This is a genomic window from Devosia sp. Leaf420 (genome assembly GCF_001425445.1).
GTDB lineage: Bacteria > Pseudomonadota > Alphaproteobacteria > Rhizobiales > Devosiaceae > Devosia.
This window is the reverse complement of the sequence record NZ_LMQU01000012.1, coordinates 249,042-269,397: the sequence shown is the minus strand read 5'-3', so window position 1 is coordinate 269,397 and position 20,356 is coordinate 249,042. Positions and strand designations below refer to the sequence as shown.

18 protein-coding genes are annotated in these 20,356 nt (G+C 60.5%); 6 read left to right on the top strand and 12 right to left on the bottom strand.

Going from position 1 to position 20,356, the window contains the following annotated elements:
* Positions 1 to 195 precede the first annotated feature (195 nt).
* The 9 genes from lpdA to mdh all read right to left on the bottom strand — a co-directional run bounded on the left by lpdA (position 196) and on the right by mdh (position 11,253).
* On the bottom strand, positions 196 to 1,605 hold the full coding sequence (lpdA, locus tag ASG47_RS14590) for a dihydrolipoyl dehydrogenase (RefSeq protein WP_061910278.1): 1,410 nt from the start codon (positions 1,603 to 1,605) through the stop codon (positions 196 to 198).
* Positions 1,606 to 1,629: 24 nt separating this feature from the next.
* Complete coding sequence (locus tag ASG47_RS14585; RefSeq protein WP_061910276.1) at positions 1,630 to 2,262, bottom strand: LysE family transporter; 633 nt, start codon at positions 2,260 to 2,262, stop codon at positions 1,630 to 1,632.
* Positions 2,263 to 2,342: 80 nt separating this feature from the next.
* Positions 2,343 to 2,732, bottom strand: coding sequence for an MAPEG family protein (locus ASG47_RS14580; protein ID WP_061910275.1), 390 nt, complete (start codon positions 2,730 to 2,732; stop codon positions 2,343 to 2,345).
* Between the two features lie 47 nt (positions 2,733 to 2,779).
* Positions 2,780 to 3,235, bottom strand: a complete 456-nt coding sequence (locus ASG47_RS14575; protein ID WP_061910272.1) for a hypothetical protein — start codon at positions 3,233 to 3,235, stop codon at positions 2,780 to 2,782.
* Positions 3,236 to 3,407: 172 nt separating this feature from the next.
* A complete protein-coding gene (odhB, locus tag ASG47_RS14570) occupies positions 3,408 to 4,679 on the bottom strand; it encodes a 2-oxoglutarate dehydrogenase complex dihydrolipoyllysine-residue succinyltransferase (protein WP_061910270.1) in 1,272 nt (423 codons plus the stop codon).
* Positions 4,680 to 4,701: 22 nt separating this feature from the next.
* Positions 4,702 to 7,707 carry a 2-oxoglutarate dehydrogenase E1 component gene (locus ASG47_RS14565; RefSeq protein ID WP_061910268.1) on the bottom strand — a complete coding sequence of 1,002 codons (3,006 nt, stop codon included), beginning with the start codon at positions 7,705 to 7,707 and terminating at the stop codon, positions 4,702 to 4,704.
* A 377-nt stretch (positions 7,708 to 8,084) separates the two neighbouring features.
* Positions 8,085 to 8,987 carry a succinate--CoA ligase subunit alpha gene (gene sucD, locus ASG47_RS14560; RefSeq protein WP_061910266.1) on the bottom strand — a complete coding sequence of 301 codons (903 nt, stop codon included), beginning with the start codon at positions 8,985 to 8,987 and terminating at the stop codon, positions 8,085 to 8,087.
* Positions 8,988 to 9,005: 18 nt separating this feature from the next.
* Entirely contained in the window at positions 9,006 to 10,199 is a 1,194-nt protein-coding gene (gene sucC / locus ASG47_RS14555) for an ADP-forming succinate--CoA ligase subunit beta (protein ID WP_061910264.1), read from the bottom strand.
* A 91-nt stretch (positions 10,200 to 10,290) separates the two neighbouring features.
* Positions 10,291 to 11,253 (bottom strand): malate dehydrogenase, encoded by a 963-nt coding sequence (gene mdh, locus ASG47_RS14550; protein WP_061910262.1) that lies wholly within the window; start codon positions 11,251 to 11,253, stop codon positions 10,291 to 10,293.
* 196 nt (positions 11,254 to 11,449) lie between these two features.
* On the opposite strand from mdh, the gene ASG47_RS14545 reads away from it, so the two are divergent.
* Together ASG47_RS14545 and ASG47_RS14540 are read left to right on the top strand one after the other, a co-directional pair.
* Positions 11,450 to 11,704: a BrnT family toxin gene (locus ASG47_RS14545; protein ID WP_061910260.1), complete on the top strand. Its 255-nt coding sequence runs from the start codon at positions 11,450 to 11,452 to the stop codon at positions 11,702 to 11,704.
* Positions 11,697 to 12,122, top strand: a complete 426-nt coding sequence (locus ASG47_RS14540) for a BrnA antitoxin family protein (protein ID WP_061910258.1) — start codon at positions 11,697 to 11,699, stop codon at positions 12,120 to 12,122. Before ASG47_RS14545 ends, ASG47_RS14540 begins: the two co-directional genes overlap by 8 nt.
* Here ASG47_RS14540 and zapE read toward each other — a convergent pair.
* The 3 genes from zapE to ASG47_RS14525 all read right to left on the bottom strand — a co-directional run bounded on the left by zapE (position 12,119) and on the right by ASG47_RS14525 (position 14,414).
* A complete protein-coding gene (zapE, locus tag ASG47_RS14535; RefSeq protein ID WP_200913704.1) occupies positions 12,119 to 13,276 on the bottom strand; it encodes a cell division protein ZapE in 1,158 nt (385 codons plus the stop codon). The genes ASG47_RS14540 and zapE overlap by 4 nt on opposite strands.
* Before the next feature lie 160 nt (positions 13,277 to 13,436).
* Entirely contained in the window at positions 13,437 to 14,060 is a 624-nt protein-coding gene (locus ASG47_RS14530; protein ID WP_061910254.1) for an AprI/Inh family metalloprotease inhibitor, read from the bottom strand.
* A 120-nt stretch (positions 14,061 to 14,180) separates the two neighbouring features.
* Positions 14,181 to 14,414: a hypothetical protein gene (locus ASG47_RS14525; RefSeq protein WP_061910252.1), complete on the bottom strand. Its 234-nt coding sequence runs from the start codon at positions 14,412 to 14,414 to the stop codon at positions 14,181 to 14,183.
* A 196-nt stretch (positions 14,415 to 14,610) separates the two neighbouring features.
* On the opposite strand from ASG47_RS14525, the gene ASG47_RS14520 reads away from it, so the two are divergent.
* Genes ASG47_RS14520 through ASG47_RS14505 form a run of 4 tightly spaced genes read left to right on the top strand, consistent with a single transcriptional unit; the run spans position 14,611 to position 20,308 of the window.
* Positions 14,611 to 15,711: a microcin C ABC transporter permease YejB gene (locus tag ASG47_RS14520; protein ID WP_061910250.1), complete on the top strand. Its 1,101-nt coding sequence runs from the start codon at positions 14,611 to 14,613 to the stop codon at positions 15,709 to 15,711.
* Positions 15,708 to 16,811, top strand: coding sequence for an ABC transporter permease (locus ASG47_RS14515; protein WP_061910248.1), 1,104 nt, complete (start codon positions 15,708 to 15,710; stop codon positions 16,809 to 16,811). Before ASG47_RS14520 ends, ASG47_RS14515 begins: the two co-directional genes overlap by 4 nt.
* Complete coding sequence (locus ASG47_RS14510) at positions 16,808 to 18,442, top strand: ABC transporter ATP-binding protein (RefSeq protein WP_061910247.1); 1,635 nt, start codon at positions 16,808 to 16,810, stop codon at positions 18,440 to 18,442. The genes ASG47_RS14515 and ASG47_RS14510 overlap by 4 nt, the downstream gene beginning before the upstream one ends.
* Positions 18,443 to 18,454: 12 nt before the next feature.
* Positions 18,455 to 20,308 (top strand): extracellular solute-binding protein, encoded by a 1,854-nt coding sequence (locus ASG47_RS14505; protein ID WP_061910245.1) that lies wholly within the window; start codon positions 18,455 to 18,457, stop codon positions 20,306 to 20,308.
* Positions 20,309 to 20,356 lie beyond the last annotated feature (48 nt).

Here is a 20,356-nt window from a genome sequence, read left to right as displayed (position 1 = left end):
AGTCAACATACAATTAATCTGAACTTGTATGATGAATTATCGAGAGGCAGAAAAGGCGCCGTGATTAGCGGCGCCTCATGTGTCTTCGATCAAACCACTGCGTGTCATCCCCGCGCAAGCGGGGATCCATCTTGAGATGTCAGGATGGGCCCCGGCCTTCGCCGGGGTGACAAGCGGTGGAGCTCGGAGACTGCGTCAGATATGGATCGCCCCGTCGCCCAGCGCAAGCGCCGCTTCACGCACAGCTTCCGACAGCGTCGGATGGGCATGGGTCGTCCGCGCCAAATCTTCCGCAGCGCCCGAGAATTCCATCAGCGTCACCAACTCGTGGATCATTTCACCGGCATTCTTGCCCACAATATGGGCGCCGAGCACGCGGTCGGTTTCCACATCGGCGAGAATCTTCACAAAACCCTGTGTCGCCAGCATCGCCTTGGCGCGGCCATTGGCGGTGAAGGGGAACTTGCCGATCTTGTAGTTGACGCCATCGGCCTTGAGTTCGTCTTCGGTCTTGCCGACCGAGGCGACTTCGGGATTGGTGTAAACGACGGACGGGATCGCGGCATAGTTCACATGGCCGGCCTGACCAGCCAGGATCTCCGCGACGGCAATGCCTTCATCCTCGGCCTTGTGTGCCAGCATCGGGCCGGCAATCACGTCGCCAATGGCATAAATGCCATCGACCGAAGACTTGTAGTGCCCATCGACCTTGACGCGGCCGCGCTCGTCGAGCGCCACGCCAGCGCCTTCAAGGCCGAGACCTTCGGTGAACGGCTTGCGGCCGATAGCGACGAGCGCGATGTCGGCGTCGATCACTTCGGCCTGGCCACCCTTGGCTGGCTCGACCTGCACCTTGAGCGCGCCGCCTGCATCCTTCTGAACGCCGGATACCTTGCTCGAGAGCTTGAATTCCATGCCCTGCTTTTGCAGCATGCGCTGGAACTGGCGGGCAACTTCGCTGTCCATGCCGGGCAGGATGCGATCGAGATATTCGACGACGGTCACCTTGGCGCCAAGACGGAGCCAGACCGAACCAAGTTCGAGCCCGATGACACCGGCGCCGATAACGAGGAGATGGCCCGGCACCTTGTCGAGCGACAGCGCGCCCGTCGAGGTGACGACGGTCTTCTCGTCAATGTCGATGCCCGGGAGATTGGCCGAAACCGAACCCGTGGCGATGACGATATTCTTTGTTTCGATTTCCTGCGCAGCGCCAGACTGCGGCGTCACCAGCACCTTGCCAGCAGCCGGGATCGAGCCAGTGCCGCGGAAGACGGTGATCTTGTTCTTCTTGAAGAGATAATCGACGCCGCCGACATTGGAAGCGACGACATCGGACTTGTGCGCCAGCATCTGCTGCAGGTTGAGAACCGGCGCTGGAATGTCGATGCCGAGCTGCTTGAAGCCGTGGCCGGCCTCCTCGAAAAGCTCGGAGGCGTGGAGCAGTGCCTTGGAGGGAATGCAACCGATATTGAGGCAGGTGCCGCCGAGCGTCGGCCACTTTTCGACCACGGCCACCTTGAGCCCGAGCTGCGCGGCGCGGATGGCGCCCACATAGCCGCCGGGGCCGGAGCCGATTACTACGAGGTCGAATTGGTCTGCCATGGTTCTTCTAAGCCTCAGATAAGTTTAGCGCTGCTGTGCCAGCGCGACGCGAACGGCCAACGCCAGGAATGTAATGCCGGTAACCCGATTAAACCACCGGCCGACGCGGAAAAAGCCCTGCCGCACCGAAGGGGTCGTAAAGAAAAACGACACCAATGCGAACCAGGCAAAAAGCATAAGGCTCATGCTGCCCACGTAGATAACTTTTACTTCGCCCGGCGTGTGGATCGAGACGAGCGAAGTGAACAACGCGAGGAAGAATAGCACGGCCTTGGGGTTGAGAAGGTTCGTGAGAAACCCCAGCGCAAAGGCTGCCATATCGCCGCGGCGGGCCTGCGAGGCATCGAGTTCGGACGGCGGCTGCGGCGGTGGGCTGCGCAGCGCCTGAATGGCGAGCCAGACGAGATAGGCTGCGCCCAACCACTTCAAGACATTGAACAAAAGCAATGATTGGCCGACGATCACGCCGACGCCGAGCAGCGTATAGGTGCCGTGGACGAGGATCGATGTGGCGATACCGGCGGAGGTGAAGAGCGCAGCGCGGCGGTCGTGGGCCACCGATTGGCGCAGCACCATGGCGAAATCGGCGCCAGGAATAACGGCATTGATGCCAAAGGCCAGCATAAGGCCGGCGAATTCGAGCCAGGGAAAAGTCATGGTGCACCGCAATGATAGCGGTCAAACCGTTACACCACTGGCTTCCGAGCGGCAATGCGCCGCCCGGCAAGGGCCCTCACCTAAAAGGCAACGCCCACAAAGAGGAGGATCAACCCGATCATCGACACCGTCCAGACACCGGAGCGCACAAAGGGCACGTCGATAAAGTAGGCCGGGATATAGACCCAACGCGCCCAGAACCAGATCTGCGTGCCCCACTGCGTCAGACCATCGGAGCGGCCCGAGAGTTCGGTGGCCACGGCAAGCGCGATGAAAATGCCATAGGTTTCAAGGAAGTTACGCAGAGCGCGATTGCCGCGGGCGGCCCATTTATTGGGTGGCCGCTCATTGTCGCGCTGCGAGCCGGCATATTTGATCCCGTAATCGAGCCGGTAGGCCGTCGATTGCACGAGGACATAGGCAAAGGCGAGCGCGGCGCTCCAGATCAGTAAAGTCAGTTCGGTGCTCATGAAATCCTCCGGCAACTGTAGCTGAAACGCGCGAGACGTTTGCTGGATCAGGACGAGGCCGAGATTTCCTGCGCCCGCTTCAACGGATCGGGCAATTGCTGATCGATATCGAGCGCGCCTGATTCCACTTGGGCCAGAAAGGCGCGGCAGAAATTGTCTTTGTTGTAGGCCTGGTTATAGGCCGTCATGATCTGCGAACCGCCATAGGTTTCGGCGGCGCGGCGCTGGTCCTCTGCCCCGCCGCCGAGGCGGGCAATGACGCGATCGGCGAGATCGAGAAAGCCGATATTCCGCAGATACCAATTGTCGGCGGCTGCCTTATAGGCGCCATCAAGACCCGTGGTTTCGTAGCAATGCGTGGTCATGACATCGACGATGGCTTGCGATCCATGGAAGGCCATCAGCTCGCCGATCAACTGTTGATTGCCGGCGGAATCATCCTGTGCTGTGGCGGGGATAACCGGAACGAGAAGAAGAGCGATCAGGGTTAGACAAAAACGCAACCCACATCTCCGAGGCGTGTGACAGTTCAACGACTACGCTATGCATAGGGGCCACTTCCGCTAACAGGTCGTTAACATCGAGCTCCGCCAACAACACGGTTTGGTTAGACCAAGAAAAAAGGCCCGCCGAAGCGGGCCTTTCGCGTAACGCGTCGTTGGCGTCAAACGTTCCTTAGAGATCGAGGACCAGACGCTCGGGCGCCTCAAGGCTTTCCTTGACGCGAACGAGGAAGGTGACCGCTTCCTTGCCATCGACGATCCGGTGGTCATAGGACAGCGCGAGATACATCATCGGACGGATGACGATCTGGCCCCCGACGACGACCGGGCGCTCCTGGATCTTGTGCATGCCAAGAATACCAGACTGCGGCGCATTGAGGATAGGCGTCGACATCAGCGAGCCATAGACACCACCATTGGATATGGTGAAGGTGCCGCCCTGCATGTCGGCCATCGAGAGCTGTCCGTCGCGAGCCTTCTTGCCGAGATTACCGATTTCTTTTTCGATCTGGGCGATCGACATCTGATCGGCATTGCGCACGACCGGAACGACGAGACCCTTATCGGTACCGACAGCAACGCCGAGATGGGCATATTGCTTGTAGATCAGCTCATCGCCATCAATCTCGGCATTGACGGCCGGGATTTCCTTGAGCGCGTGAACCACGGCCTTGGCAAAGAAGCCCATGAAGCCAAGCTTGACGCCATGCTTCTTCTCGAACAGTTCTTTGTAGGAATTGCGCAGGTCCATGACCGGCTTCATGTCCACTTCGTTGAACGTCGTGAGCATGGCTGCAGTGTTCTGCGCGTCCTTGAGGCGGCGAGCAATGGTCTGGCGGAGACGGGTCATCTTGACGCGTTCTTCGCGCTCGGCATCGCCGGCAGCGGTCGGTGCACGCGGCGCGGCAGGCGCCTTGGCTTCGGCTGGCTTGGCAGCCGGAGCGGGTGCCGCCGGGGTCGAGGTGCGGGCGAGAGCGCCGAGCACGTCTTCCTTGAGCACCTGGCCCGATTTGCCCGAACCGCCGATGGCGTTAGCATCAAGGCCATTCTCGTTGATCAGCTTCTGAGCCGATGGCGCCGGAGCGCGGTCGGTCGCGCCCGCCTGCTGGATCGGCTCGGGGCCGGCAGCATTGGCGGCGGGCACTTCGGCCTTGGCAGGAGCCGGCGCAGCAACAGCGGCAGGCGCAGAGGCAGCAGCCCCGGCACCGGCAGCGCCGATGGCGCCAAGCAGCGCGCCGACATCGACGGTGTCGCCAGGATTGGCGGCAATGGCTTCGAGCACGCCGGCCGAAGGGGCCGGCACTTCGATGGTGACCTTATCGGTTTCGAGTTCAACCAGAGGTTCGTCAGCGTTGACGGTATCGCCAACCTTCTTGAACCACTGGCCGATGGTCGCTTCGGTGACGCTTTCGCCCAGCGTCGGCACACGGATTTCTGTCGACATTGTTGATCCTTTTATCTCGTGCTTACTTGGCAAACGCTTCGTCGAGGAATTCCTGGAGCTGCGCCAGGTGGGTGCGCATCAGGCCGGTTGCCGGCGAGGCGGCAGCCTTGCGTCCGACATAGCGAACGCGCTGATATTCGCGGCCGATCTGGTCGAACACCCATTCCACATAGGGCTGGATGAACGTCCAAGCGCCCATATTGCGCGGCTCTTCCTGGCACCAGACGATCTCGGCATTGGGGAAGCGGCTCAATTCGTCCACCAGCGCCTTGGCCGGGAACGGATAGAGCTGCTCGACGCGGAGAAGGTAGACGTCATCGACGCCCTTCTTCTCGCGATCTTCGAGGAGATCATAGTAGACCTTGCCGGTGCACAGGACGACGCGGCGGATCTTGTCGTCGCCGACAAGGCGCGTAGTCGTCTTCGGCACGCCCGGAGCCTCGGCATCGTCCCAGAGGAGACGGTGGAAGCAGGAATCAGGGCCCAATTCGACGAGGCCAGAGACGGCGCGCTTGTGACGCAACAGGCTCTTTGGCGTGAAGAGGATCAGCGGCTTGCGGAAGTCGCGCTTAAGCTGCCGGCGCAGCACATGGTAGTAATTGGCCGGCGTTGTGCAGTTGGCGACCTGCATATTGTCTTCGGCGCAAAGCTGGAGGAAGCGCTCGGGACGCGCGGAGGAGTGCTCCGGCCCCTGCCCTTCATAGCCATGCGGCAGAAGCATAACGAGGCCCGACATGCGGAACCACTTGCGCTCGCCCGAGGAGATGAACTGGTCGATGACGACCTGCGCACCGTTCACGAAATCGCCGAACTGGGCTTCCCAAAGGGTCAGCGCCTTCGGCTCGGCCAGCGAGTATCCATATTCGAAACCGAGCACGGCTTCTTCCGAAAGCATCGAGTTGATGACTTCGTAGCGCGCCTGGTTTTCCGGATCGAGATTGTTGAGCGGGGTATAGCTCTTGTTCTCGACCTGCTGGTCATTGAGCACCGAATGGCGCTGGCTGAACGTGCCGCGTTCGCAATCCTGGCCGGAGAGACGGACCGGGTGGCCTTCGGTGACCAACGTACCAAAAGCCAGGGCTTCCGCGGTGGCCCAATCGATGCCCTCGCCCGACTCGATCGCGCCGAGGCGGTTGTCGATGAAGCGCTTGACCGTGCGGTGGACGTTGAGGTCTGCCGGAACGGTGGTGAGCTTGGTGCCGATCTCGACGAGCTTGTCGAGCGAGACACCGGTTTCGCCACGGCGCGGGCCCTCTTCGTCGGCGGGCTTGAAGTTCTTCCAGGCGCCATCGAGCCAGTCAGCCTTGTTCGGGCGGTAGTCCTGGCCGGCCTCAAACTCGGTTTCGAGCTTGGAGCGCCAGTCGGCCTTGAGCTTGTCGACTTCGGCAAGGCTGATGACGCCTTCGGCGGCCAGCTTTTCCGAGTAGATTTCAAGCGTCGTCTTATGGCTCCGGATCTTTGAGTACATGAGCGGCTGGGTGAAGCTTGGCTCGTCGCCTTCGTTGTGGCCGAAGCGGCGATAGCAGAACATGTCGATGACGACAGGCTTGCCGAACTTCTGGCGATATTCGACCGCGACCTTGGCGGCGAACACCACGGCTTCCGGATCATCGCCGTTCACGTGCAGAACCGGCGCTTCGATCATCTTGGCAACGTCGGTCGGATAGGGCGACGAACGCGAATAGATGGGCGAAGTGGTAAAGCCGATCTGGTTGTTGATAACGAGATGGATCGAGCCGCCGGTGCGGTGACCCTTGAGACCGGAAAGGCCCAAGCATTCAGCGATGACGCCCTGGCCGGCAAAGGCCGCATCGCCATGGATCAACAGCGGCAGGACCATGGACCGGTCCGGCTTGCCGTCGACGGCAATGTTGACGAGCTTGCCATCGGGCGCGATGTGCTGGTCTTGCTTGGCGCGCGACTTGCCGAGCACGACGGGATCGACGATCTCGAGATGGCTGGGGTTCGCGGTCAGCGACAGGTGAACCTTGTTGCCATCGAATTCGCGATCGGAAGACGCACCAAGGTGGTACTTCACGTCGCCCGAACCTTCGACGTCGTCGGGATAGAAAGCGCCGCCCTTGAACTCATGGAACAGGGCGCGATGCGGCTTCTGCAGCACCTGGGTCAGGACATTGAGGCGGCCGCGGTGGGCCATACCAAAGACGATGTCCTTGATGCCGAGCGCGCCGCCGCGCTTGATGATCTGCTCGAGCGCCGGAATCGCGGCTTCACTACCATCAAGGCCGAAGCGCTTGGTGCCGGTATATTTGACGTCGATGAACTTTTCGAAGCCTTCTGCCTCGATCAGCTTGGAAAGGATCGCCTTCTTGCCTTCGGCGGTGAAGGTGATTTCCTTATCGGGGCCCTCGATGCGCTCCTGGATCCACTGCTTGGCTTCCGGATCCGAGATATGCATGAATTCGATGCCCACCGTGCCGCAATAGGTGCGCAGCAGGATGGCGAGCATTTCCGGGAGCGTCGCGTATTCGAGCCCCAGATAGTTATCAATGAAAATCTTGCGGCTGTAGTCGGCTTCGGTGAAGCCATAGCTCTTGGGGTCGAGCTCGGGAGCCGGTTCTTCGGCCTTGAGACGCAGCGGATCGAGATCGGCATGCAGATGGCCGCGCATGCGATAGGCACGGATCATCATGATGGCGCGGATCGAATCGCGCGTCGCCTGCAGCACATCGGTGGCGCTTGGCGCGGGCTTGCCTTCGGCAGCAGCCTTCTTGGAGGTCGCCTTTTCAGCCTTGACCGCCACTTCGCCCCAATTGCCGTCGAGCGCAGCAATCAGGTCGCCACTCGCCGCCTGCGGCCAATCCTTGCGGCCCCAGCTTGCGCCTTCGGCGTTCTTCAACGCTTCGGCATCACTGTCGTCGAGCCTTGAGAAGAAGCTGGACCACGTACCATCGACACTCGACGGATCGGTCTTGTAGCGGGAATAGAGTTGTTCGATGTAGTCGGCGTTCCCCCCATAGAGGAACGAGGTCAGTAAGAACGCGTCGTTCTTTTCCTGTCGTGTCATCGCTTTTTGCGCAGGACCTTGCGTCCTGTCATCCTTCTCAACAAACCGGCGGAGAGCCGGTTCTCAATTGCGGCCACCCAAAGTGGGGGAATATTGACCGCTTTTCCTTTGTATCTTGTTAAGACTTGCGGCGCCCTGAGCAGGCGCCGCGACTTAGAACATATGTACCAAATCGGTCGGCGTCCGGCTTAACACCAAACCGTGACCGAAGCGCGACCGACATTGGTCGCAGAGGGGAAATTTGGTGGGTGGGAAGACCCCCACCTAGCCTCCCCCCTCGTAGGGGGAGGGGTCTGTCCGTGGCCCACCAAGATCGAGCCAAACTCGATGCGTCCCTCCCCTACCAGGGGGAGGTTAGGTGGGGGTCGCGACCGTCTTTAGCCGCGCAGAACTTCCACAAGCGTCGTACCCAAACGTGCCGGCGATGGCGAAACGCGGATACCCGCGGCTTCCATCGCAGCAATCTTGGATTCCGCATCGCCCTTGCCGCCGGAGACGACAGCACCGGCATGGCCCATGGTGCGGCCCTTCGGCGCAGTGCGGCCAGCGATGAAGCCAGCCATTGGCTTCTTGCGGCCCTTCTTGGCTTCGTCGATCAAGAACTGCGCCGCATCTTCTTCAGCCGAACCGCCGATTTCGCCGATCATGATGATCGACTGGGTGGCTTCGTCGGCAAGGAACATCTCGAGCACGTCGATGAATTCGGTGCCCTTGACCGGATCGCCGCCGATGCCGACAGCCGTGGTCTGGCCGAGGCCTTCGTTCGAGGTCTGGAACACGGCTTCATAGGTCAGCGTGCCGGAGCGCGAGACGATACCCACCGAACCCTTGCGGAAAATCGAGCCCGGCATGATGCCAATCTTGCATTCTTCCGGCGTCAGGACGCCCGGGCAGTTCGGGCCGAGGAGACGCGACTTGGAGCGGTCGAGGCGAGCCTTGACGCGCACCATGTCCATTACCGGGATACCCTCGGTAATGCAGGTGATGAACGGGATTTCCGCGTCGATCGCTTCGATGATGGCATCGGCAGCGCCGGCTGGCGGCACATAGATGACCGAGGCGTCAGCGCCGGTGCGTTCCTTGGCTTCGGCAACGGTTGCGAAAATCGGCAGGGATTCGCCGCCAGCGCCGGTCCAGGTTTCGCCACCCTTCTTGGGGTGGATACCGCCGACCATCTGCGTGCCGTAATAGGCCAGAGCCTGTTCGGTGTGGAAGGTGCCGGTCTTGCCGGTCAGGCCCTGAACGAGGACCTTGGTGTTCTTATTGACGAGAATAGACATCAGGTAAGGTCCTTCAAATTAGCCGTTGATCGCCGCGACGATCTTCTTGGCGGCGTCGTCGAGATCGTCGGCCGCCGTGATCGCGAGACCCGACTCGTTGAGGATCTTCTTGCCCAGGTCGACATTGGTGCCTTCGAGGCGCACGACCAGCGGCACCTTCAGACCCACTTCCTTGACGGCTGCGACAACGCCTTCGGCGATGACGTCGCACTTCATGATGCCACCAAAGATATTGACGAGGATGCCCTCGACCTTGGGGTCAGCCGTGATGATCTTGAAGGCTGCAGCGACCTTCTCCTTGCCGGCGCCACCGCCGACGTCGCAGAAGTTTGCCGGCTCCTTGCCGTACAGCTTGATGATGTCCATGGTCGCCATCGCAAGGCCCGCGCCATTGACCATGCAGCCGATGTTACCATCGAGCGCAACGTAAGCGAGGTCCCACTTCGAGGCCTCGATTTCCTTGCTGTCTTCTTCGCTTTCGTCGCGCAGCGCCTTTACGTCGTCGTGACGGAAGAGCGCATTGCCGTCGAACGAGACCTTGGCGTCGAGGACGCGGAGGTGCCCGTCGGTCATGACAATCAGCGGGTTGATTTCGAGAAGAGCCATGTCCTTCTCGCTGAACGCCTTGTAGATGATCGGGAACAGCGTCTTGGCGTCTTCGGCGGCAGCGCCGTCGAGCTGAAGCGCGGCAACGATCTTAGCGGTATCAGCAGCGGTGACGCCGGCTTCTGGATCGATGGCGATGGTGTGGATTTTTTCGGGCGTGTCATGGGCGACAGCTTCGATGTCCATGCCGCCCTCGGTCGAAACGACGAAGGCCACCTGACCGACTGAACGATCGACCAAGAGCGAGCAATAGAGTTCGCGGGCGATATCGGCGCCGTCTTCGATATAGAGGCGGTTGACCTGCTTGCCGGCATCGCCAGTCTGAGCGGTCACGAGGGTGTTGCCGAGCATTTCCTTGGAGAATGCCACGACGTCCTCGATGGTGCGGGCGAGGCGAACGCCGCCCTTGGCATCGGGACCGAGTTCCTTGAACTTGCCCTTGCCGCGGCCGCCGGCATGGATCTGGCTCTTGACCACATAGAGCGGGCCGGGCAGCGACTTTGCCGCAGCTTCAGCTTCGTCAGCCGAATAGATGGCGACGCCGGCAGCAACGGGCGCGCCATATTCTTTCAGCAGCGCCTTGGCCTGGTGTTCATGGATGTTCATTGGATTCCCCTTGGGTGGGCAGATGATAACCGGCCGATTCTAGAGACCGGAAAGGAGAAGCCGCCGGACTTGCCAGCGGCTTTTCATAAACTTACGCCAGCTTTGGCGCGATCTTCTTACAGGCTTCGATCAAGCCTTCAACCGACTCGACGGACTTGTCGAAGGCTTTTTGTTCGGCCGAATTGAGCGAGATTTCGATGATCTTCTCAGCGCCGCCGGCGCCGATCACGATCGGCACGCCGACATACGTATCCTTGACGCCATACTGGCCGGAAAGGAAGGCAGCAGCAGGCAGTACGCGCTTCTTGTCCTTGAGATAGCTTTCGGCCATCGCAATGGCGGAGGCGGCCGGCGCGTAAAAGGCCGAACCGGTCTTCAAAAGACCAACGATCTCGGCGCCACCGTCACGGGTGCGCTGGACGATCTCGTCGAGCTTTTCCTTGCTCATCCAGCCCATCTTGACGACGTCGGTCAGCGGAATGCCGGCAACGGTCGAATAACGGGTCAGCGGCACCATCGTGTCACCGTGGCCGCCGAGCACGAAGGCCGAAACGTCTTCGATCGAAACGCCAAGCTCTTCGGCGATGAAGTGGACGAAGCGCGAGCTATCGAGAACGCCGGCCATGCCGACGACCTTGTTCGCCGGGAGACCCGAGAACTTCTGCAGCGCCCAGACCATGGCGTCGAGCGGATTGGTTATGCAGATAACGAAGGCGTTGGGCGCATACTTCGCGATGCCCGCACCCACCTGCTCCATCACCTTGAGGTTGATTTCGAGAAGGTCATCGCGGCTCATGCCGGGCTTGCGCGGCACGCCGGCGGTGACGATAACGACGTCGGCGCCTTCGATATCCTTGTATTCCGACGTGCCCTTCATGGCAGCGTCAAAACCCTGGGCCGGAGCCGACTGGGCGATATCGAGAGCCTTGCCCTGGGGAACACCATCAACCACGTCGAACAGGACGACGTCGCCCAGTTCCTTCTGTGCGCTCAGCAGAGCCAGTGTTCCGCCGATCTGTCCCGCACCGATAAGGGCAATCTTCTTGCGCGCCATAAGTCTTCATCCCAGACTGCGTTGAATTGGCGCACGTCTTAACCCTGTCGGGCAAACCGGGCAAGTGAACCCTTCGTCTTAGGGCGCAAATCTGCCTTGCCGATGAGCGATGGGGGAATGCCGGTTGGGCATGCAGTAATTTCTGTACCGACACTAATTCTTGCGTCGCGCATTTATTGGAGTTACAAATATTCCAATGCTGATCACCTGGGACGAACCCAAGCGCCTCGCGAACCTCGCCAAACATGGCCTGGATTTCCGCGACCTCGACGCTGAGTTTTTCCTGTCCGCCTTTGTCGAGCCATCGCGTGACGGGCGCTTGCTCGCGATAGGGAGCTTGTCTGGAGTGCAGGTGATCGTTGTGGTGTTTCGCCCGCTTGGTTCCGAAGCGCTTTCGGTGATTTCGATGCGACCGGCGAGCCGTCAGGAGAGGATGCAAACTCATGCCTAAAAACTGGCCTGCCTTCGTTACCAAAGATCTGGACGATAGTCCCGGTGGCGAAGCAGAATTGCAGCGGCGTTGGGAACTGTACAACGAGGAGATGCAGGCGCTGATCGCGGCTGGCGGCGTTCACCAGGATGACGATGGCTGGTGGGTCGATGACGCCACCGGCGAGCTAATTGGCCCCGACCCGGAAATCGAGAGACCGTCCACCGACGATGAGCTCGCGCAATTCCGTCCCTTCACTGAGGTCTTTCCTGAACAGGCGGAAAGCATCCGGCGCAGCCGAGGCCGCCCTCCCCTCGAAAGCCCGAAGCAGCAGGTCACGCTGCGTATCGACGCCGATGTGCTCGCCCGCCTGCGCGCGTCTGGCAAAGGCTGGCAGGGCCGGGTAAATGACGTGCTTAAGAAGTCGGTCGGACTTTAGCTTACTGTTTCCACTGGCGCCGCGTCCCGCAGACCCTTGGCTAGGTATTCTTCGGACTGCATTTCGTTGAGGCGCGAGATGGTCCGCTGGAACTCAAAGGCGGTCTTGTCGTCTTTGCCCAGCGCCTCGAGCCCGACCTCGAAACTGGCAGCGAGTTTAACACCACGGTCGTATAGGCTATCGATCAGGAGGATAAAGCGCTTGGCAGCATCGGACTTGGTGCGGTCCATTTGCGGCACGTTGTCGAGCATCAGCGAATCGAAATGGTGGGCGATACGAACGAAATCCCGCGTGCCCAGCGGCTTTTCGCAAAGGTCAGCGAAGGCGAACCGCCCTGCGCCCATGGATTGGAGCGGCACGGGGATTTGCCGGCCGATGCTCTCGATGCTGCCGGGTTGTCCGGCCTCGCCACCGGTAATCCGCAGCCACAGACGGTCCATAACCGGCTTCACCTCGACTGGTTGACCAAAGGCGTAGACTTGCTGGCCGGCGAATTTCAGCCGCCGATAATCCTGCTCGGAAAGGAGCGTGACGACCTCAGCCTCAGCCTTGAGACGCGCAATGAATGGCAGGAAGAGCTGGCGGTTGAGACCGTCTTTATAGAGCTGATCCGGCTCGACATTCGAGGTCGCAACCAGCGTGACGCCGCCGGCAAAGAGCTTTTCAAAAAGCCGATCGAGCAGCATGGCATTGGTGATGTCATGCACATGAAACTCGTCGAGACAAAGCACGCGCAGGCCCGATTTCAGGATCGGCTTGGTGACGGCATCGATGGGATCGGCATTATCGTCCCTGCCCCGCGGTGATTTCCGGAACGCGGAAATGCCGGCATGCACCTCATCCATGAATTCATGGAAATGCACTCGACGCTTTTGCTTGATCGGCAGTGCTCCATAGAACAGGTCCATGAGCATGGTTTTGCCACGCCCCACCTCGCCGACGAGATAAATGCCACGGATGTGCCGCGGCTTCTCGAAAAACCCCAAAAAGCCCTTGGATCGCTGTTCGGTCAGGTCCCGCCAAAGCCGATCGAAATGGGTTGCCGCTTCGAGCTGTGCCGGGTCGGACGTCAGCGCGCCGCGCTCGACCAATGCGAGATACTCGCTGCGAACCGGGCTCGCGACAGGGTGGGTAGCAAACTGATTTTGGGACAAGAGAATGAACCGCTGGGAAAGAGGCCCGGGCAACAACCCGACAAAGCGGTCGAAACCCGACGCTTGTGGCCCATCCATACTCGACACGCCAGCCCGCACAAACGGTATGGCAGCGGAGCAGGCAAAAGAAAGAGCCGGTCTCGCGACCGGCTCCAAAAACTTATCGGGCGATCGAGATCGCCTGACCGCCGCTCATGGTGCCGATATAGCGGCCACCCGAGGGGGCGAGGAAGGCAGCGATATTGCCGTTATCATCATAAAGCTGGAGCTGGCTGCCCACCTGCTGCCAACCTGTGACGCCAGCGATCTGGGCCACGGTGCAGCCCGGCGAGGACGCACGATAGTAGGACGTGCCCGTCTTGGCCGTCATCGGCAGGTTGAGCTGGCATGTGCTGGCGCCGGCCGTCACCGTCCATACGCCTTCGGGACCAGCCGAGAAACCGGCAGCCGGAGCGCCGACATTGACGATCGAGCTATTGCTGCCCATCGGCGTCGTCATCGAGCCCGATGCGGACGCCGTGGTCATCGGCGCCATGCCGCCAACTGGCGCGCCGCCAAGCACGGGCGTACCCGAAAGACCGGGCGCTGGCGTGCCCGATGCACCGATAGCGGGCAGCGTGCCCTGCTGTACTGTCGAGGACTGAACCGGCTGCAACTGCTGCGCCGGGCGTACGACATTGAGATTGGCCGTGTTCGACTGGCTGGTGGTCGAACATGCCGCCAGCGTCATCGCGACGAGGCCCAATCCAACCACGGAAGCGGATCCGCGCATCCAAACCTTCATTGGTCACTCCTGCCCGAAGGCTTAAAGGAAATTAACTCTTTAGGCGGCTTATTAACGCAAGCCGCGCTGGGGTTCAACGCCCGTCCCGCATAGAAAACATCGCTTCTGTTTATGGCGCTTTTACGTGCCACTCTGGCCCATGTCCTTCAACAACTGTTCGACCAGAACCGTTGCATCGGAGGCCTCTGATTCCGGAACGTTTATGCCGACCCCTTCCGGCCCGAAGAGATTGGGCACACCGGGAAGCCCGCCATCGCCTTGCTCCATGGGGTGAAATCCATGCGCGCGAAGGGCCACAAGGATGACCCGGGCCACACTGTCGTCGCGCACCTGCGCAATGGTCATGAAGTTCATCAAAACTCCCTTTCTGCGCCGAATGTGGCCCGCTCTTTGCCGTAGAGGCAATGAAAACCTTGCACAGGTGAACAAGACAACGCGCTTGTGATGTTGCCAAATGTGGCAACAGGTGATGCACTGCAGCCAAGGTCCCGTAAACGCAGGTGATTTGCCCGCGAAAGAAGGATTATCGAGGAAACGAGCTGGAGCCGCGATGGGCGCCTACATCATCCGCCGACTTCTGCTGATGATTCCCACGATTTTCGGCATCATGGCCGTATCTTTCGTCATCACCCAATTTGCCCCCGGCGGTCCCGTCGAACAGGCGCTGGCCAATATGTCGGGGCAGAACGTCGCTTTAAGCGAGCGCGTGAGTGGCGGCGGCGAGGAGGTGCAATCCCAGCCCGGCCCGCAAAACAATCAAAAGGCTGGCGAATATCGCGGCCGGCAAGGGCTGCCGCCCGAGTTGGTCGCCCGAATCGAAAAGCAGTTTGGTTTCGATAAACCGCCGCTCGAGCGCTTCGGGCTGATGCTGTGGAATTATCTGCGCTTCGACTTCGGCCAGAGCTATTATCGCGACATTTCCGTCATCGATCTCGTCATCGAAAAAATGCCCGTTTCGATCTCGCTCGGGCTCTGGATGACCCTGATCGCCTATGGCATTTCGATTCCCCTCGGGATCGCCAAGGCAAGGCGCGATGGGTCCCGTTTCGATGTCTGGACCTCGACCGTGGTCATCGTCGGCTATGCCGTACCCGGTTTTCTCGTCGCTATTGCGCTGGTCGTCCTGCTCGCCGGCGGCAGTTTCTGGCAGGTTTTCCCGCTGCGCGGGCTCACGTCACCCGGCTTTTCGAGCTTCCCAATCTGGCGACAGGTTCTCGATTATTTCTGGCACCTGGTCTTGCCGATCATCTCCATGGGTCTTGGTGCATTCGCCACTGCGACATTGCTCACCAAGAACTCGTTCATCGACGAAATCTCCAAGCAATATGTGACAACGGCCCGCGCCAAGGGACTGACCGAGCATCAGGTGCTCTATGGCCACGTCTTTCGCAACGCGATGATGCTGATCATCGCGAGCTTCCCCGGTGCCTTTATCGGTGCCTTTTTCGGCGGCTCCTTGCTGATCGAGACCATCTTCTCGCTCGACGGCCTGGGGCTTCTCGGCTTCGAAGCCATCGCGACGCGGGATTATCCCGTGGTCTTTGCGACGCTCTATATCTTCTCGCTCCTCGGCTTGGTCATCAGCCTCATTTCTGACCTCGCCTATATGTGGGTCGATCCGCGGCTCGATTTCGAAAGCCGCGACGCATGAGTTCGCTGGCTCTCTCCCCGCTCAACCAGCGGCGCCTTGCCAATTTCAAGAAAAACCGCCGCGGCTGGTGGTCGTTCTGGCTTTTTCTCGTGCTCTTCGTGCTGACATCGGGCGCGGAGTTCATCACCAATGATCGTCCTGTCCTCGTCTCTTACAAGGGCGAGGTCCTCGCGCCGGCATTCGTTACCTATCCCGAGGCAAAGTTCGGCGGTTTTCTGGCCACCACGGACTATCGGCAGCCCTTCATCGCCGAGGAAATAGCCGCCAATGGCTGGTCGATCTGGCCACCGGTGCGCTTCAGCCATGACACGGTTGATGGTTATCTCCCCTCCTCCGGCACCAATCCACCGAGTTGGATGCTGACCTGGGATCAGTTCTGCTCGCGCTATCCCCAAGGAACAGCCGACCCCAATTGCCATCTCGGCAATTATCATTGGCTAGGGACCGATGATCGCGGCCGCGATGTCCTCGCCCGCCTCATCTATGGCTTCCGAATTTCCATTCTCTTTGGCCTGATCCTCACTGTAGTCTCGTCCGTCATCGGCGTCTTTGCCGGCGCCGTGCAGGGCTACTTTGGTGGTTGGCTCGATCTCATCTCGCAACGCCTCATCGAAATCTGGACGTCCGTCCCGGCGCTTTACCTGCTGCTGATCATTTCGAGCGTCATTGCCCCCAGCTTCTGGGTGCTGCTCGGCATACTCCTGCTCTTTTCCTGGGTCGCGTTGGTCGGCATCGTCCGCGCCGAATTCCTCCGCGCCCGCAACTTCGAATATGTCAACGCCGCCCGCGCCTTGGGCGTCTCGAACCTCACCATCATGTGGCGGCACCTCCTGCCCAATGCCATGGTCGCGACGCTGACCTTCATGCCGTTCATTCTCTCAGGCTCGGTGACCACCCTCACCTCCCTCGATTTCCTCGGCTTCGGCCTCCCCCTCGGCTCGCCCTCGCTTGGCGAACTGCTCGCGCAGGGCAAACGCAACCTCCAGGCACCCTGGCTAGGCCTCACCGGCTTTTTCACCATCGCCATCATGATGACCCTCCTCGTCTTCATCGGCGAAGCCGTCCGCGACGCCTTCGATCCAAGAAAGACGTTCTCGTGACCGCCCCCCTCCTCTCCGTTCGGGATCTGACCATCCGCTTCGGCGCCTTTGCGGCGGCTAAGGGTGTCAATTTCGCTATCGCGCCAGGCGAGACGCTGGCGCTGGTGGGGGAGAGCGGATCGGGCAAGTCGGTGACTGCCCTTTCGGTCCTGAAACTCCTGCCGCCTGCGGCGCAGCTAGAGGGCAAGGTGCTGCTCGATGGGCAGGATCTGCTCACTGCATCCGAGCAAGCCCTACGTGGTGTGCGCGGCAATCAGGTCGGGATGATTTTCCAGGAGCCGATGAGTTCGCTCAATCCGGTCCACACCGTCGGCAAGCAGATCGGCGAGGTGCTCGCGGTCCACCAAGGCATGCGCAAGACCGCGGCGCGGCAGCGGACGCTCGAGTTACTGGGTGAGGTCGGTATTCCCGATCCCGAAAGCCGGATCGACGATTATCCGCACCAACTTTCCGGCGGCCAGCGGCAGCGCGTCATGATCGCCATGGCGCTGGCCAACAACCCGAAACTGCTGATTGCCGATGAACCGACGACAGCGCTCGACGTCACGGTCCAAGCGCAGATCCTCGCCCTGCTGAAATCGCTGCAGCAGCGCCATGGCATGGCGATGCTGTTCATCACACACGATCTGACCATCGTGCGCCGGATCGCCGATCGTGTGGCGGTGATGACCGGGGGCGAGATCGTGGAAAGCGGACCGACCGCCGAAATCTTTGCGCGCCCGCAACACGCCTATACCAAAAAGCTGCTCGCTGCTGCGCCCAAGGGCGCGCCCAACCTGCCCAATGGTCACGCGCCGACACTGGTCGAGACCAAGGACCTAAAAGTCTGGTTCCCGATCAAGCGGGGCCTGCTTCGCCGTGTCGTGGGCCATATCCGGGCTGTCGACGGCGTCGATCTCGCGATCAAGCGTGGCGAGACGCTGGGCGTTGTCGGCGAAAGCGGCTCGGGCAAATCCTCGCTGGGCTACGCCATCCTGCGGCTCATTCCATCGAACGGCAAAATCGTCGTGCTCGGCGAGACAGTGAGCCAAAAATCATCGAAGGGCTTGCGGCCTTTGCGTCGGCACATGCAGATCGTCTTCCAGGACCCGTTCGGTTCGCTCAGCCCGCGCATGTCCGTCAGCGAGATCATCGGCGAAGGTCTGCGCGTGCATATGCCGAACCTCTCGTCGACTGAGCGCTCGGCCAAGGTGGAAGCGGCACTCAAGGAAGTCGGGCTCGATCCCGCAGCGGCCGATCGCTATCCGCACGAGTTCTCAGGCGGTCAGCGCCAGCGCATCGCGATCGCCCGGGCCTTGGTGATCGAGCCGGATTTCCTCGTCCTCGACGAGCCGACCTCCGCGCTCGACATCTCGATCCAGGCGCAGGTCATCGACCTGCTCCGCGCCGTGCAGCAGAAGCGCAATCTCACCTACCTGTTCATCAGCCACGACCTGCGGGTGGTCAAAGCCCTTGCCCACTCGCTCGTTGTCATGCGCCATGGCAAAGTGGTCGAAACCGGCCCGGCCGCGGCGATCTTTGCGCGGCCGCGCGATCCCTATACCCGCCAGTTGATGGCGGCCGCATTCGATATTGATCCAGTCGGCTCCACCAAGCCGGCAAAAGCCTCCGACGACACTCCAACCCCATAGACAGAGCGCCCCATGAAGTTTTCGACACTCCTTGCTTCCGGACTTCTGACCCTTGGCCTTGCTCTGCCCGCTTTGGCGCAAACGCCCACCGGAGTCTGGGTCTATGCCGACAGCCTCACAGAAGCGCCGAAATATCCCGAAGGTTTTGCGCATTTCGATTACGTCAATCCCGATGCGCCCAAGACCGGTACGGTTCGGCTCGGCACCCGTGGCGGGTTCGATACCTTCAACCCCATCCTGCCCAAGGGCGATGCCCCTCTTGGCTTGAGCTTGGTCTATGAGACCCTGCTGACCTCGTCGCTCGACGAGGTGAACACTTCCTACGGTTTCCTCGCAGAATCGATGAAGGTCGCCGACGATTTCGGCTCCGTCATCTTCCGCATGGACCCCAAGGCACGTTGGCAGGATGGCGAGCCGGTGACGGCGGAGGATGTCGTCTGGTCCTTCGACAAGCTCACTGAGCTCAGCCCGATGTATACCCAATATTACGCCAACATCACCAAGGCCGAGGTGACGGCGCCGGGCGAAGTCACCTTCACCTTCAACATGACCGGCAACAAGGAGCTGCCGCACATTCTCGGCCAGCTCATGGTGCTGCCGCAGCATTGGTGGGAGGGCACAGACGCCAATGGCAAGAAGCGCGATATCGGTGCCTCGACGCTCGAGCCGCCCATGGGCTCGGGCCCCTATAAAATTACCAGTTTCGATGCCGGCCGGTCCATCACCTATACGCGCGATGAAAATTATTGGGCCAAGGACCATCCGACCCAGATCGGTACCAACAATTTCGACGTGATCGACTACGAATATTTCCTCGATGAATCCGTCTGGTTCGAGGCGTTCAAGGGCGACCAGTTTGATTATTGGAGCGAATATACCGCCCGCCGCTGGGCCACGGGCTTCGATTTCCCAGCCGTTACAGAAGGCCGCGTCGTCCGCGAAGAATTCCCGCAGGACTATAACGGCCGCGGCGACATGACCGCCTTCATTCCCAATCTCCGCCGCGAGAAATTTCAGGATCAGCGCGTCCGCGAAGCGATCAACCTTGCCTTCGATTTCGAAGAGCTGAACAACACGATTTTCTATAATCAGTACGCCCGCATCGACAGCTACTTCTTTGGCCTCCCCTTCGCCGCCAAGGGTCTGCCGCAGGGCGAAACCCTCGCTGTGCTCGATAGCGTGAAGGACGAAGTCCCGCCGGCTGTCTTCACCGAGGCTTACACCAATCCGGTCAATGGCGACCCGACCAAGCTGCGCGAAAACCTCCGCAAGGCGCTCGGCCTCTTGACCGAGGCAGGCTACACGCTCAACGGGACCCAGCTTGTCGATGCCAATGGTCAGCAGCTTTCATTCGAAATCCTGATGCACCAGCCGACGCTCGAAGCCATCGCTGCCAATCTGCAGCGCAATCTCGGTCAGATCGGCATTGCCGTCTCTGTGCGCATCGTCGACACGCCACAATATATCAACCGGCTGCGCAGCTTCGATTATGACATGATCTATACCGGCTGGACGCAGTCCTTCTCGCCCGGCAACGAGCAGCGCGATTTCTTTGGGTCAGGCAGCGCCAATGAAGAAGGCTCGCGCAATTATGCGGGGATCGCCGACAAGGGCATCGACACATTGATCGATAAGCTCGTCGCCGCGCCAGACCGCGATACGCAGTTGGCCGTGATCGAGGCGCTCGACCGCGTCCTTCTCGCCCACGATTACGTTATCCCCGGCTATGCGCTGCGCTATTCCCGCACCGCCCGCTGGGACCGCTTCAGCCGTCCTGAAACCCTGCCCGAATTCGCCAGCGGCTTCCCGAGCATCTGGTGGTGGGATGAGGCCAAAGCGGAAAAGACAGGTGGCGCGGGCCGGTAGTAGGCTTGACCAAGGCGGATCGGAACAGTCCCGGTCCGTCAATTTCAC